Raw genomic sequence first — 13,197 nt, 5'->3', positions numbered from 1 at the left:
AATCATAACCGCTTGCATCCTTGCTGATTGTTAGTATAGACCGATTTTGTCCTGCATATTAAATATGATAGAAACTAGTCAAAAAGCCTTCGAAAAACTTTTTTTCAGTTGCATAAAATGTCGAATTATTAGCCATGCTATACCTAGGTGGTGGTAAATATGGTTAAAAGAAAAGCAGCTATTGCACTTTCCATATTTTCTACTTTATTTGCTGGAGCATGGTGGTTTAATGCGGAGCAAAAAAGGGACTATGTGGAGCATTACCATAATGAGGATTCCTCCATTGTGCTAATCGGTTCAAACCAACATGGAAGCTTGAATGTCATACAGCCATTTAAGCCACGTGAGTATATAAGGATAGTTGTGGCTAAAAAGGAAAAAGAAGAAGTGGAACCGACTTAGAAGCGGACAGTCCTGAAAAAAATGGAAAACGGTTATACACTATGTATAGCCGTTTTCTTATGGAAGTTAGCAGCTTTTGGGTGTGTTGGTCGGTTTTACTTCCTGTAGATTTTCGTTCCAGGTGTTCGCTTTCCGCGGGGCGACCTTGAGCCTCCTCGGGCTGCGCCCTGCGGGGTCTCAAGATTGTCGCTACTCCCCTGCAGGACAAGGAAGGCTACGGCAGCGATACATCGCACGCAGAAAATGCTCGCATTTTCAAGGAGTCTACGCTATTTGCTCCAATCCACAGCTAGAAACAATTAAAAACAATTCGTTTTCAGTTTTTCAGTGCCCTCGCTTTGCCTGCGGGGTCTCAAGTCTACCGCTATCTCCCGCAGGAGTCTCACACCTTGCACTACAATCTACAGGGGATACCACATCACACTGAAGATTTCCGTTCCAGGTGTTCGCTTTTAAGAGGAGAATTTGAGGGGAAATGAAATATTTTAATTGTATCCGCTTACATAAATGGGCAATCCTTGAATTATCGGACGGGATTCTGTAAAGTGAAAATTGGCATGCAAATATGTTTTTGGAGGTTAATTATATGACACATATTCGCTTCGATTATAACAAAGCATTATCATTTTTCGGCGAACATGAAATTACATACTTACGGGATGCGGTGAAAGTTGCCCATCATTCTTTACACGAAAAAACAGGCGCAGGTAACGACTATCTTGGATGGATCGACCTTCCTACGAATTATGACAAAGAAGAGTTTGCACGTATTGTGAAAAGTGCAGATAAAATCAAAAACGATTCAGACATCCTTTTAGTAGTAGGAATCGGTGGTTCCTATCTTGGAGCTCGTGCAGCGCTTGAAATGCTGAACCACTCATTTTATAACGCTTTAACGAAAGAGCAGCGTAAAACACCTCAGGTTGTCTTTGTTGGGAACAACATCAGTTCAACGTACATGAGAGATCTAATGGATCTGTTAGAAGGAAAGGATTTCTCCATTAACGTGATTTCCAAGTCAGGTACAACAACTGAGCCAGCTCTTGCATTCCGTATTTTCCGAAAGCTTCTAGAAGAAAAGTACGGTAAAGAAGAAGCGCGCAGACGCATTTATGCCACTACTGATAAAGCTCGTGGTGCATTAAAGACATTGGCCACAGAAGAAGGCTATGAGTCCTTCATCATTCCTGATGATGTTGGTGGTCGTTATTCTGTCCTTACAGCTGTAGGATTATTGCCGATTGCTGTATCTGGTGCAGATATCGAAGCGATGATGAAAGGTGCTGCAGATGCAAGCGGTGACTTCTCCAATTCGGAATTGGAAGAGAACGCTGCATACCAATATGCTGCGGTGCGTAATGTCCTTTATAACAAAGGAAAAACCATTGAAATGCTGATTAATTATGAGCCGGGCCTTCAATACTTCTCTGAATGGTGGAAGCAATTATTCGGCGAAAGTGAAGGGAAAGACCAGAAGGGAATCTTCCCTGCATCAGCGAACTTCTCGACAGACCTTCATTCCATGGGACAATATGTACAAGAAGGACGCCGCGATCTGTTTGAAACCATTATTAAAGTGGAAACGCCTCGCCATGAACTGAAAGTGGAAGAGGAAGCTTCCGATCTTGATGGATTAAACTATCTTGCAGGTGAAACGGTGGACTTTGTCAATACGAAAGCATACGAAGGAACACTTCTTGCCCATACAGATGGAGGGGTGCCAAACCTTGTGGTTAACATTCCTACAATGGATGCCTACACATTCGGATATCTTGTCTACTTCTTTGAAAAAGCATGTGCGATGAGCGGATACCTGCTTGGAGTAAATCCATTTGACCAGCCGGGAGTGGAAGCTTACAAGGTAAACATGTTCGCTCTACTTGGAAAGCCTGGATTTGAAGAGGTTAAAGCGGAATTGGAAAAACGCCTGAAATAAAGGTTCAGTTAAACACCGCTGTTGATTTCAATAAAATAAAAGAGACCGTTTCCTATACCAAAGGGAGATGGTCTCTTTTTTGTCGTGCATGAAAACCTCTTCATGGGGAAACCTAGCCTTATATATGAATGAATAATAAGGAGGGATTGCCATGATTCCTATTCCATCGAAAATTGAAGGAGCCGAGTTTCAGTTATATAAATTAGAGCAGGAGCTTAAAGCCATCGGGTATTCCATCGGAGGCAACTGGGACTATGACCACGGCTATTTCGATTATAAAATTGATGATGAGGTTGGTTACCAGTTTCTAAGAGTACCTTTTCAGTCTGTTGACGGTCAATTAGACTCTCAAGGGACGACAGTGGAGCTCGGCAGACCGTTCCTGTTAGCGCATAAATACCAGGTAGGATTAGATGACAATGTACATGTATCGAACGCGTCTGCTTCCCTTGACCAGTTTTCTGAGCCGGAAGACCCGGACGCTTCCTTTCCGAAGGAATTCATCGAGCTTGGACATACGCTTGTACATGAACTCGAAGCTTTACTTGGCAGGGATTAGTCTTTTATCACTAGAAGACAGTCATCAGCTTGAATCAAAGTGTAGAGAGGAGGGTTGACCATGGTGTCCCCTCTTCTTTTTATTCCTATCAATAGAATTTTTTTCTGAAGCATCTGGTTGCTAATCGTTTCAAACGTTTCCCCTACAAACCCTCTGTCCGCCTCGAGGTATTTCAGCTTGCTCCCTTTCAACTGGTCAAGCATGCTCAAAAGGGTTCCGGACATTCCATTGGACATCATGCTGTTGGTCATGACATAGCTTGTAAACATATTCGTCTGGATCACCTCATCTGCACCTGCACGCTGAGCATTTTTGACCTGCAAAGAAGTCAGAATCTCGACGATGGTGTACACATCAGGGCTTAATCCTTTTACTGCCAGAAGAGTCAGTACCGAATTCATGTCTGCTTGAACTTCATCCTTGCTTTGGTCTGCTGAAATAACAACAAATGCCGCACCCTTTACATTGGCTCCTAGCAAAGTTTGGTCATAGCAGGGATTTCCTTTAATAAAATGAACGTTTTGGTCATGCAACGGATTCTTTTCTAATGTCTGGTCGATCAAGACGATCGATAACGGTTTTTTACTCATCGAATTAATCTGCCTTAATGTTTCCTTTACCCGCTCATTCCAACCAATGACAATTATATGTTCTGAACCTTTATAATCCACTTTGCCCTCCAAATAATCATTTTGTGTTGCGATGGCACTTGCTGCCAGCGATACAAAATATGTAGTAACAAAACCTGTACCAAATAAAATTAGAATAATGGCTAGAGATCTGCCAGTCACCGTAACCGGTACATAATCCCCATAACCCAAAGTTGCTGTTGTGACAATTGCCCACCAAACCCCGTCGAAAATGGCGGGAAACTCCTCAGGCTCAATAAGATGTATGAATATGCCAAACGTAATATTTATTATGAATATGATGATAAGTATTCTGGCAATCAGTGGCCAATGTACAAACCTGAATATAAGGGAGGTCTGTTGTTTGATTTTTTCCATCTATTTGTCATCCTCTGTGGAGACGAAAGAGAGAACTTCCTTAATGATGGAATTGATTTTCTTGTTCAAAGCATCTTCTCCATATTTCTGTTTCCCGGCTTCAAGTAGCTTGATTACCTCATCACTAAACGAAATGATGGGCTTGTCTTCTTCCGATTCATTATAGAATTCAATAAAACGATCAAGGCTCTCATTCATTTTATCAATTGCTTCACTAAGTTGTTCATTTTCTTCCTGCCGTAACTTCATCTCGTTCACCTCTCTTTTCATTGTTGACAAAATACCGTGAAAATTAAACTTCCAAGGGATAAAATGCCACTGTTTTGGAAAAATAAATGCGAATGTTAGTAATGAATTTTTAATAGGGCAGGAGTGACAACAATGGAAGAAAGACGCGTCAGACAAATATTATCCTCTCCAACAATGATAGATGTAACCTTTGAAGGGACAAAAGTATGGATTGATTCCATCAGCGAGGATGGAAGTACTGCTACGGTTCATTTGCGTGGACCAGGAGAAGAGCGTACGCAAGTATCTGTTTCTGATTTGATGGAAGTGGGCGAATAGTAGTAAGCGTAGGAAGTTCTTACAGGGGTCTTCTTTATGTAGGAAATAAGAAAGGTGGCTCGCATTAAAGGAGCCACCTTTCTCTTATTTTGGAGCTGTAAGTTTGTCTACCGTATTAGCAATGGCACCATCGCCTGTGACATTGCAGGCTGTACCGAAACTATCTTGTGCCAAATAAAGGGCTATCATCAAGGAGACCATGGTGGAATCAAAATCAAGCATGGTCTGTAAAAGGCCAATAGCGGCCATAACGGCGCCTCCAGGTACACCTGGAGCGGCGATCATTGTCACACCAAGCATCATGATGAATGGAAGAACGGTCAATAAAGAGTAGTCCATGCCATTGATAAACATGATGGCCATCGCACAGGAAACAATCGTAATCGTACTTCCTGACAAATGGATGTTTGCCAATAAAGGTACGGTAAAATCGGCTGTTTTCTCTCTTACTCCCATGTTCTTTGTCCGTTGCAGGGTAACAGGGATGGTGGAAGCTGAAGACTGGGTACCAAGTGCCGTAAAATATGCTGCCATCATTGATTTAAGCATAGCAAACGGATTTCTCTTAGATAAGGCACCACTTGCAGAGTATTGTAAAAGCAACATTGTGAAATGTAATAAAATGATAAGAACAAATACTTTAGCAAATACACTTATTATTGTTTGGACTTGTCCTCCGTAGGTCATATTCGCAAAAATACCTAGAATGTGAATAGGCAATAATGGAATAATGACTTTGGAGATAACAAGTTCAATAATAGTTCTAAATTCTATCATGGCAGTTTTTAACGTACTACCCTTGATAGCAGACATCCCAAGTCCCAGTGTGAACGCAATAATCAAGGCGGTCATGACCTCAAATGGTGCTGGAATTTCAAGCTCCAAGAAAGGTTTTAACAAAGCTTCCTCTGGATTTTCCATTGCTCCTGAAAGGCTAGCGCCTTTTAATATGGAGGGATACAAAGAACTTGCTGCGAAATAGGCCAATACTCCAGCCGCAATAGTTGACAGGTAGGCAATGGATGCAGTCAACCCGAGAAATTTCCCTGCTCCTTTCCCGATCTCGCCTATACCAGGCGCGATGAACGCAATAATGATTAATGGAATGGCGAAACCTAAGAAGTTGCCAAATATCTCATTAAAGGTAACGAATATCTTAACAAACCATTCAGGTGCAAAACTCCCTATGGCCACACCCAATAGAATGGCAAGGATAATTCTTGGTAAAAGTCCGAATTTTCTCATGATGTCCTCCCTAAAAAAACAAATGTCTATACATATTGAATATTGTACTATCTTACAAAAACATTTGAAAAAAGAAAAGTACAAAGTGTACTATTTTTTTAAAAATATTTACCAACAACTCTGAACATAATAAATTAATTTTAGCGTAGCAAGAGCTTAACCCTGTTGACTGAAGTGCAAGGTGAGAGACTCCAGCGGCAGGTAGCGGAAGACTTGAGACCCAGCAGGCTTGCCGAGGAGGCTCAAGCACCGCCCTGCGGAAAGCGAACACCTTAAACGGAGAGAAACAATTAACCAGAGAAAAAAATTTCACAAAAATGTTTATAAAAAGTCCCACAATGGGTAAACTACTACAGAAATTCACCATGGTTGCAGCAAATCTTATAAGTCTTCACCCGTAACAAGTACGACTTTATAAATGGAAGTTACTAGCAAAACCAAAAAAAACTTGATTTTTCGTTACATAACCTCTATGATTAAGTTAATTGTTTTTGTTCGGTAAGGCTGATAGAAGGAATTTACTTCAATGTTTTTCGTCTTGAAAGATTATGCAGAGCAAGAATGGTAATACAATTGTGGATTTATCCACTGTAGGAGGAAACATAATGTTAGAAGGTAAAGTAAAATGGTTCAACGCTGAAAAAGGTTTCGGTTTCATCGAAGTAGACGGACAAGACGATGTATTCGTTCATTTCTCCGCTATTCAAGGCGACGGTTTCAAATCTTTAGAAGAAGGTCAAACAGTAACTTTCGAAATCGAGCAAGGCGCTCGTGGACCTCAAGCAACTAACGTTCAAAAGTAATTTTGACGTCAGGAAAAGGCTCTCCATCCGGAGGGCCTTTTTTGCGTACATTTTTTGCTTTCATCTCCAAAATCTCCCGAAATCTTTTTTTCCACCTCCACCAATTCATCATTTTACACACCTCTTAAGTGGTTCCCTACTATACTATATGGAATCTACTAATTGTTACTAGATTTTTATCCGAAACTACCAAACAAAAGAGGGGGAAACATTATGGAAGTAAAAGACTTGTTCGATCTTAAAAATAAGACGGCAATCGTGACAGGTGGAGGCAAGGGGCTTGGAGCTCAGATGGCGAATGCTCTTGCCGAGGCGGGGGCGAACGTTGTTGTGTGCTCTCGTGATCTAGCATCTTGCCAAAAAGTGAGTGAGGCATTGAAACAAAAGGGCGTTAAATCGCTGGCTTATGCATGTGATGTTACAAAAGAAGAAGAGATTCAACATGTCATAGACGAAACGGTAGACCATTTTGGGAAACTGGACATCCTGGTGAACAATAGCGGTACTTCTTGGATGGCGCCAACGTTAGATTTACCTGCTGATAAGTGGGATAAAGTGATGAATGTGAATCTGCGAGGATTATTTTTATTCAGCCAAAAGGCGGCTAGGGTGATGGTGAAACAAGGTAACGGTAAGATTGTAAACATTGCTTCTGTTACAGGTTTAGGAGGAACAGATCCCTCCCTGATGGATACCATTGCTTATAATACGAGCAAAGGTGGGGTTATTACATTTACCAAAGACCTAGCAGTTAAGCTTGCTCCCCATAACATCCAAGTGAATGCAATTGCTCCGGGCATGTTTCCGACTAAAATCACCAAAAGCATTATAGAACATTCTGCTCCTAATCTAAAAGACCAGATTCCCGCAAAACGGTTTGGTGGGGAACACGACCTGAAGGGTGCTGCAGTATTTTTATCTTCTCGGGCATCGGATTACTGTGTCGGTCACATTTTAGTGGTAGATGGAGGAATGACGTCCTTAATTTAAAGTTATGTATTTGAAAATGAGTGAAAGGGTGAACCAGCCATGTTTAATACAGGCGGAAATAAAAAAGAAAGGAACAAACGAATTAAAGTCAAAGCGATACAAGTGGAAAACCAGCTGAATCAGGCGTTAAAGGATGTGCTTAACCGAGAGTCAGTTTTTCGTGTCGTCGGTTTGGAAAGTGAGATCCAAGCAGATAAATTGCGGATGGTTAGAGACCAGGTGGAAGTTTTATCTTTGAAATATAACTTTCCTACAAAAAATGATGTAGCCAACATAGCAAAAATGCTCATTCAGATAGAAGAGAAAATAGATCGATTAGAAGCACAGTTGCATGATGGAAATCTCCAGGAGGACCAAACAGGAAAACAGGACATGAACCAAAAAAAGAAAATGGTAAAAGTATTAATGGAAGATATGGTGCAAAGTCAAGCCATTTTATCAAAATTACCGGGGTATGATGCAAAGGTTGTCCGCTTAAAAGCTGGTGGGCAGGATGGTGGATAATCAATTGGAAACCTGGAAGAAACAGATGATGCATTACAATGAAACGCCATTTAAGGATGGAGTAACGCCAAGGAAACACATTTGGAAAAAGAACAAAGCGACCCTCTGGTATTACAAATCACCTGAGAAGAAATATAACATCCCCATTTTTATTATTTACTCCTTGATTAATCAACCCTTCATATTAGATTTGCAAAAGGGTGGCAGTACAATTGAAGCCCTTGTCCATGAGGGTTATGACGTCTATCTGATTGACTATGGGAAACCCGGGCTTGAGGACAGGGACATGACACTCAATGATTATATTACAAAATACATCCAGTCTGGTGTGAAGGAAGCGATCAAGCACTCTGGTGCAGACCAGATGAGCATAATGGGCTACTGTTTGGGTGGAACGCTTGCAGCCATCTATGCCTCCATTGCAAAAGAACCAATAAAAAACCTTGTCCTGTTTGTTACGCCGATAGACTTCGCTACACCTGCATACTTTGATAAGTGGGTCAATGCTTTGAGAAGAGAGGAAGTGGATAGTTTCAGATATGTGGAGGAGCTTGGAATCATACCTGCTTCACATGTAGAAGCAGGTATACGAATGGTCACTTCCCCTGTTTATTTAACCCCATACCTCTCTCTCCTATTAAATGGCCACGATAAAGCATATGTAGAAAAATGGCATCGGTTCAATACGTGGACAAAGGGGCATATTCCCTTAACAAGTGGGGCCGCTAAGCAGATTACAGAGGATCTGACCAAAGAAAACAAGGTCATAAAAGGCCTTTTTGAAGTTAATGGCCAGAAGGCAAAGCTATCCAACATTAAAGCGAATCTATTGGTGGTTGGAACAGAAGGAGATCGTCTCGTGCCCCTTGATCACATCCTGCCGATAATGGAAAAGGTATCAAGTGTGGATAAACAAACCCATATTCTTCAGGGTGGCCATACTGGTACTTCTGTGCATAACGGCAAGCTGCCAGTCTATCTCCAGAATTGGTTGGCGGAGCGCTCTGATCCGATAGATTCATAAAAAGGGAGGAATTCAATAATGAATGCTTTATGTCAAAATAAGATATGGGAAATCGATCCGTATGTGGAATACATGGGGATAGGTGCAACCGTCTTTAAGCAGTTTTTGTCCTATTTAAAAGAAGAACAATAGAGGAGCTTAATAGCTTTTCTATTTCAGAATGTTGACAAACCTCTAAATACTTTTAAATTTGCATTTAGCTGTTGATCTTCGTTCCAGGCGCTTCGCTTTTCGCGGGCGGTCCGGAAGCCTCCTCGGGCATTCGCCCTGCGGGGTCTTCCTTGTCCCTTCCTCCCGCAGAAGTCTACGCGCCTTCCACTGCGATCAACAAGGTAATCGTATATTCCTAAAGATAAAATAACTTTGTCTTCACACTGCAATAGGGGAGCTTAATAGCTTTTCTATTTTTTTGCCCTAAAAACAAGAGAAGCCATTTGTACATCAGGAGATAAAAATATCGGAAAATCCCACTTGTTTCTGAATATCAATCGCGAAAAAAAACGAGAAGAAAACCTCTAAATTGCAAACCAGCAACTTAGCAATAATATTAAGCTCAAAAGTCCAGAGAAAATTGGACAAAGCCCTATGGTGTTAGTTAGAATGTTAGGTAGAGAGAGTCATTAACAGAATAGTTCAATAATCGAATCCTTTCACTTCACATGAAAGAAATAGATGGAGATTTTTAAAAAGATGAGGCTGTCTATAATAAAATTTTCACATGCACAGGATTTCAGGTACAGATGCAATAATGGAAAATTTAATAATATGCCAACTTCACCTATTTGAAATATCCGTTATATGGGAGGGAATAGAATGGATTCGTTAAGCAATGAATCTTTGCTGGAAGTATATGAAGTAGCTAAGATAAATGATTTGAACGGGGACTTTCTCAAGTTGATATTAGATGAAATTAAGAGGAGAAATATTGAAATACCGTTTGCTCATATATAAAAAGCGCAGATAGTGGCATTTCTTTATGTAAAAAGAAAAAACTAAAAAAGAAGTTTCACAGGATTGTCATGTGTAATAGGAAGTGCCATGGAAGAAGTGTTTTATAATAGAAATAATCATTTTTTTAAGGGAAGGCTGATAGATAATGACAAACACTACTATGGGCAGGTTTAGAATCATGGGATTGATAGAAGGCGGTTCTTTGCTCGTTCTTCTTTTTATAGCAATGCCTCTTAAATATGGACTTGATATTCCTCAAGCAGTAAGTGTGGTTGGAGCATTACACGGCTTTTTGTTTATCACCTATATTCTTTTCATTGCATATATCACATTTAAAATAAGATGGTCCCTAAAGTGGGCTGCTGGTGCTGTGGCTGTAGCTTTCATTCCATTCGGGAATATTGTTTTTGATAACTATTTGAAGAAATCATCTCTTGTGAACTGACTCCGGTAGATTGGGGTCAGTTTTTTTGTGTGTAAGATTTAACGTTTCCCTTCGTAGAGGGATATGTATTTCAGAATATAAAAGATTAATTTTCGCATAACCTCTCATCATTCGTTATAATGAATAGAATCTAGTAAACATACTGAAGGAGTAGTTGCTTTCGTGAAGGTTGGTCGGGTACTTTCGATCGTTGCATTTTTCTCATTATATAATATTTTAATGCTTTATCTTGGTTGGAATGTGCTGGTTTGGCTAAAGGTTATGTTTTCATTTCAACATGAATGGCTCTATTGGTTAGCTATCGCTATTTTTTCCTATTCCTACATTCTTGGTAGAATGGTAAAACCGTTGAACTGGTTATCTGCAATCGGATCGGTATGGTTCGGGGTCATTCAATACGGTCTGCTTTTATTCCCTTTGGCCAATTTTGCAATTTGGGTACTTAGCTTTTCGGGAGTTCCAAGTCAAACAACCATTCCCCTGGTTGGCACATTTACTGCTGTTCTGCTTGCTGTTATTTTCGCCTGTGGTCTTTATAATGCCTATAGTCCGGTGATCAGAAAATATGAAATTAACATACCTAAAAAAAATCAATTTAAAAAACTCCACATTGCTGTAGCCTCTGATATGCATTTCGGTAAACTATCAGGTGTAGCACATGCTAAAAGGCTTGTGAAGACGTTGGAACGTATCAAGCCTGATATCATTCTGCTTCCAGGTGATATTATCGATGACGAGCCCGAACATTTTATCAAAAAAAATATGGGGACTGTTATGAAACAACTCCATGCTCCACTCGGTATTTATGGGGTCCTAGGGAATCATGAATATTACGGTAGAGAAATACCGGCATTTCTGAAAGAGATGGAAAAGGTTAATATCCGTATTTTGATGGACGAAGTAATTCAGGTAGGGGATAGTTTTTATCTGCTTGGTAGAAAAGATAAAACGGATTCAAGGAGACAGTCATTCAAACAACTGGTGTCCAATATGAAACTCGATTCTTCATTGCCTTTGATTGCAATGGATCACCAGCCTGCGGAACTGAAGGAAGCGCAGGAAAACGGTATCGATCTCATCGTATCCGGTCATACTCATAGAGGACAGATGGCACCAAATCATCTTATCACCAGAAAACTGTTCGAATTGGATTGGGGTTATCTGAAGAAAGGTCAGCTGCATGCATTTGTCTCATCGGGCTTCGGTTTTTGGGGGCCACCCCTGCGAATAGGTAGCAGGTCGGAAGTATTGGAGATTGTAGTAGAATTTGAAGAAAAAGAAGGGTACACAAATAATGAATAGAACTTTCCAGAAATTTAATCTTAGCGCAGACATCATCAAGGCCCTGACAAGCCTTAAATATATAAAACCAACAAATGTTCAAGAAGAAGTGATTCCACTTGCATTGGAGAAACGGGATATCATTGTAAAATCACAAACAGGAAGCGGGAAAACGGCTTCTTTTGCTGTGCCACTCTGTGAGCATGTCCATTGGGAGGAAAACAAGCCACAAGCCCTGGTGCTGACCCCAACAAGGGAGCTTGCTGCCCAGGTGAAGGAGGATATAACGAATATCGGCCGCTTCAAACGGATCAAAGCGACCGCCATTTATGGAAAACAACCCTTTCAAAGACAAAAGCTTGAATTGAAGCAAAAATCACATATAGTTGTCGGTACACCAGGCCGGGTACTAGACCACTTGGAAAAAGGTACTTTTGAGGTTGATAAACTGGAGTATCTTGTCATTGATGAAGCCGACGAAATGTTAAATATGGGCTTTATCGATCAAGTGGAGGCAATCATCCAAAAGCTTCCGGATAACAGGGTAACTATGTTGTTTTCTGCTACATTGCCTGAAGACATTGCACATCTTTCCCAACAATACATGAAAGGCCCGGCATTAATAGAAATAATAGATGGTGGTATAACGACAGATAGGATAGAGCATGTATGGTATGAAGTGAAGCAAGATGACAAATTCGCACTGTTGAAGGATATCACCATAGTGGAAAACCCGGACAGTTGTATTGTTTTCTGCGCTACGCAAGATGAAGTGGACAGGCTTTATCGTAGATTGCATCGAGCAGGATATCCTTGTGGAAAGTTGCATGGAGGTTTAGTTCAGGAAGACAGATTTTCTGTAATGAATGCTTTCAAACGTGGCGAGTTCCGTTATCTGATTGCTACAGATGTGGCGTCAAGAGGAATTGATATTGAGGATATAAGTCTGGTCATTAATTATGATATCCCTTCCGATAAGGAACGCTATGTACATCGAACTGGCAGAACGGCAAGAGCAGGGAAATCCGGAAAGGCCATCACCCTTATGACTGCAGGGGAAAGTCACTACCTAGAAGAGGTTGAATCTTATATCGGCTTTAAAGTTTCAAAATCTGAAGCGCCAAGCCGTGAAACAGTTGCAAAGGCTGCGAGTGCTTTTCAGGAGAAAATGGAATACAGACCTAGCAAAAAAGAAGATAAAAACGCCAAATTGGAGCGGGATATCTTGAAGCTCTACTTTAATGGCGGAAAGAAAAAGAAAATCAGGGCGGTGGACTTCGTGGGTACCATCTGCCAGATTGATGGAGTTTCATCTGAAGATATCGGCATCATTACCATCCAGGACAATCAGACTTATGTCGATATTCTGAATGGAAAGGGCCCTCTTGTTTTAAAAGAGATGAGAAATCGCAGCGTAAAAGGAAAACAGTTGAAAGTGCATGAGGCAAGGAACTAAAATATACTTGTAAGCAAAAAAGCTCGC

The 13,197-nt window shown here is 40.8% G+C and carries 15 protein-coding genes; 12 read left to right on the top strand and 3 right to left on the bottom strand.

All coding sequences use genetic code 11. The features are described 5' to 3' along the window. The first annotated feature begins 159 nt into the window (after nucleotides 1-159). From AB685_RS06755 to AB685_RS06745, 3 genes are all read left to right on the top strand, one after another. Nucleotides 160-402 carry a hypothetical protein gene (locus AB685_RS06755; RefSeq protein WP_047969837.1) on the top strand — a complete coding sequence of 81 codons (243 nt, stop codon included), beginning with the start codon at nucleotides 160-162 and terminating at the stop codon, nucleotides 400-402. Nucleotides 403-988: 586 nt separating this feature from the next. Next, nucleotides 989-2,338, top strand: coding sequence for a glucose-6-phosphate isomerase (locus tag AB685_RS06750; protein WP_047969836.1), 1,350 nt, complete (start codon nucleotides 989-991; stop codon nucleotides 2,336-2,338). Between the two features lie 151 nt (nucleotides 2,339-2,489). Continuing rightward, the gene (locus AB685_RS06745; RefSeq protein WP_047969835.1) at nucleotides 2,490-2,897 is read left to right on the top strand and encodes a YugN-like family protein; all 408 of its coding nucleotides are present in this window, start codon (nucleotides 2,490-2,492) and stop codon (nucleotides 2,895-2,897) included. Here the strand turns inward: AB685_RS06745 and AB685_RS06740 are convergent. Next, nucleotides 2,894-3,904, bottom strand: a complete 1,011-nt coding sequence (locus AB685_RS06740) for a potassium channel family protein (protein ID WP_047969834.1) — start codon at nucleotides 3,902-3,904, stop codon at nucleotides 2,894-2,896. The two genes, AB685_RS06745 and AB685_RS06740, sit on opposite strands and share 4 nt — an antisense overlap. After that, on the bottom strand, nucleotides 3,905-4,153 hold the full coding sequence (locus AB685_RS06735; protein ID WP_053073744.1) for an atypical membrane-integrating protein (Mistic protein): 249 nt from the start codon (nucleotides 4,151-4,153) through the stop codon (nucleotides 3,905-3,907). 132 nt (nucleotides 4,154-4,285) lie between these two features. Between AB685_RS06735 and AB685_RS06730 the strand changes: the two genes are divergently transcribed. After that, nucleotides 4,286-4,471 (top strand): H-type small acid-soluble spore protein, encoded by a 186-nt coding sequence (locus AB685_RS06730; protein WP_047969832.1) that lies wholly within the window; start codon nucleotides 4,286-4,288, stop codon nucleotides 4,469-4,471. An 84-nt stretch (nucleotides 4,472-4,555) separates the two neighbouring features. Here the strand turns inward: AB685_RS06730 and AB685_RS06725 are convergent, their stop codons facing one another. Beyond that, on the bottom strand, nucleotides 4,556-5,716 hold the full coding sequence (locus tag AB685_RS06725) for a dicarboxylate/amino acid:cation symporter (RefSeq protein WP_047969831.1): 1,161 nt from the start codon (nucleotides 5,714-5,716) through the stop codon (nucleotides 4,556-4,558). A gap of 605 nt (nucleotides 5,717-6,321) precedes the next feature. Here AB685_RS06725 and AB685_RS06720 point away from each other — a divergent pair. From AB685_RS06720 to AB685_RS06685, 8 genes are all read left to right on the top strand, one after another. Beyond that, nucleotides 6,322-6,519 carry a cold-shock protein gene (locus AB685_RS06720; protein ID WP_047969830.1) on the top strand — a complete coding sequence of 66 codons (198 nt, stop codon included), beginning with the start codon at nucleotides 6,322-6,324 and terminating at the stop codon, nucleotides 6,517-6,519. Nucleotides 6,520-6,732: 213 nt separating this feature from the next. Further along, nucleotides 6,733-7,509, top strand: coding sequence for an SDR family oxidoreductase (locus tag AB685_RS06715; protein WP_047969829.1), 777 nt, complete (start codon nucleotides 6,733-6,735; stop codon nucleotides 7,507-7,509). 39 nt (nucleotides 7,510-7,548) lie between these two features. Beyond that, nucleotides 7,549-8,013 (top strand): hypothetical protein, encoded by a 465-nt coding sequence (locus AB685_RS06710; protein ID WP_047969828.1) that lies wholly within the window; start codon nucleotides 7,549-7,551, stop codon nucleotides 8,011-8,013. After that, nucleotides 8,003-9,037, top strand: a complete 1,035-nt coding sequence (locus tag AB685_RS06705) for an alpha/beta fold hydrolase (RefSeq protein ID WP_047969827.1) — start codon at nucleotides 8,003-8,005, stop codon at nucleotides 9,035-9,037. Before AB685_RS06710 ends, AB685_RS06705 begins: the two co-directional genes overlap by 11 nt. 813 nt (nucleotides 9,038-9,850) lie before the next feature. Beyond that, the gene (gene sda / locus AB685_RS06700) at nucleotides 9,851-9,988 is read left to right on the top strand and encodes a sporulation histidine kinase inhibitor Sda (RefSeq protein WP_047969826.1); all 138 of its coding nucleotides are present in this window, start codon (nucleotides 9,851-9,853) and stop codon (nucleotides 9,986-9,988) included. A gap of 145 nt (nucleotides 9,989-10,133) precedes the next feature. Continuing rightward, entirely contained in the window at nucleotides 10,134-10,433 is a 300-nt protein-coding gene (locus AB685_RS06695) for a DUF3817 domain-containing protein (protein WP_047969825.1), read from the top strand. A 219-nt stretch (nucleotides 10,434-10,652) separates the two neighbouring features. Next, nucleotides 10,653-11,735 (top strand): metallophosphoesterase, encoded by a 1,083-nt coding sequence (locus AB685_RS06690; protein ID WP_047970339.1) that lies wholly within the window; start codon nucleotides 10,653-10,655, stop codon nucleotides 11,733-11,735. After that, nucleotides 11,725-13,170, top strand: coding sequence for a DEAD/DEAH box helicase (locus tag AB685_RS06685; RefSeq protein WP_128755831.1), 1,446 nt, complete (start codon nucleotides 11,725-11,727; stop codon nucleotides 13,168-13,170). Before AB685_RS06690 ends, AB685_RS06685 begins: the two co-directional genes overlap by 11 nt. Nucleotides 13,171-13,197 lie beyond the last annotated feature (27 nt).

The organism is Bacillus sp. LL01 (assembly GCF_001037965.1).
Note: the sequence above shows the minus strand (reverse complement) of the source record. Positions and strands in the feature narration are given on the sequence as shown.

Bases quoted from the DNA above. Each gene is read 5' to 3' on its own strand.
- AB685_RS06755 (WP_047969837.1), top strand. From the start codon at position 160: ATGGTTAAAAGAAAAGCAGCTATTGCACTTTCCATATTTTCTACTTTA.
- AB685_RS06750 (WP_047969836.1), top strand. From the start codon at position 989: ATGACACATATTCGCTTCGATTATAACAAAGCATTATCATTTTTCGGC.
- AB685_RS06745 (WP_047969835.1), top strand. From the start codon at position 2,490: ATGATTCCTATTCCATCGAAAATTGAAGGAGCCGAGTTTCAGTTATAT.
- AB685_RS06740 (WP_047969834.1), bottom strand. From the start codon at position 3,904: ATGGAAAAAATCAAACAACAGACCTCCCTTATATTCAGGTTTGTACAT.
- AB685_RS06735 (WP_053073744.1), bottom strand. From the start codon at position 4,153: ATGAAGTTACGGCAGGAAGAAAATGAACAACTTAGTGAAGCAATTGAT.
- AB685_RS06730 (WP_047969832.1), top strand. From the start codon at position 4,286: ATGGAAGAAAGACGCGTCAGACAAATATTATCCTCTCCAACAATGATA.
- AB685_RS06725 (WP_047969831.1), bottom strand. From the start codon at position 5,716: ATGAGAAAATTCGGACTTTTACCAAGAATTATCCTTGCCATTCTATTG.
- AB685_RS06720 (WP_047969830.1), top strand. From the start codon at position 6,322: ATGTTAGAAGGTAAAGTAAAATGGTTCAACGCTGAAAAAGGTTTCGGT.
- AB685_RS06715 (WP_047969829.1), top strand. From the start codon at position 6,733: ATGGAAGTAAAAGACTTGTTCGATCTTAAAAATAAGACGGCAATCGTG.
- AB685_RS06710 (WP_047969828.1), top strand. From the start codon at position 7,549: ATGTTTAATACAGGCGGAAATAAAAAAGAAAGGAACAAACGAATTAAA.
- AB685_RS06705 (WP_047969827.1), top strand. From the start codon at position 8,003: ATGGTGGATAATCAATTGGAAACCTGGAAGAAACAGATGATGCATTAC.
- sda (WP_047969826.1), top strand. From the start codon at position 9,851: ATGGATTCGTTAAGCAATGAATCTTTGCTGGAAGTATATGAAGTAGCT.
- AB685_RS06695 (WP_047969825.1), top strand. From the start codon at position 10,134: ATGACAAACACTACTATGGGCAGGTTTAGAATCATGGGATTGATAGAA.
- AB685_RS06690 (WP_047970339.1), top strand. From the start codon at position 10,653: ATGCTTTATCTTGGTTGGAATGTGCTGGTTTGGCTAAAGGTTATGTTT.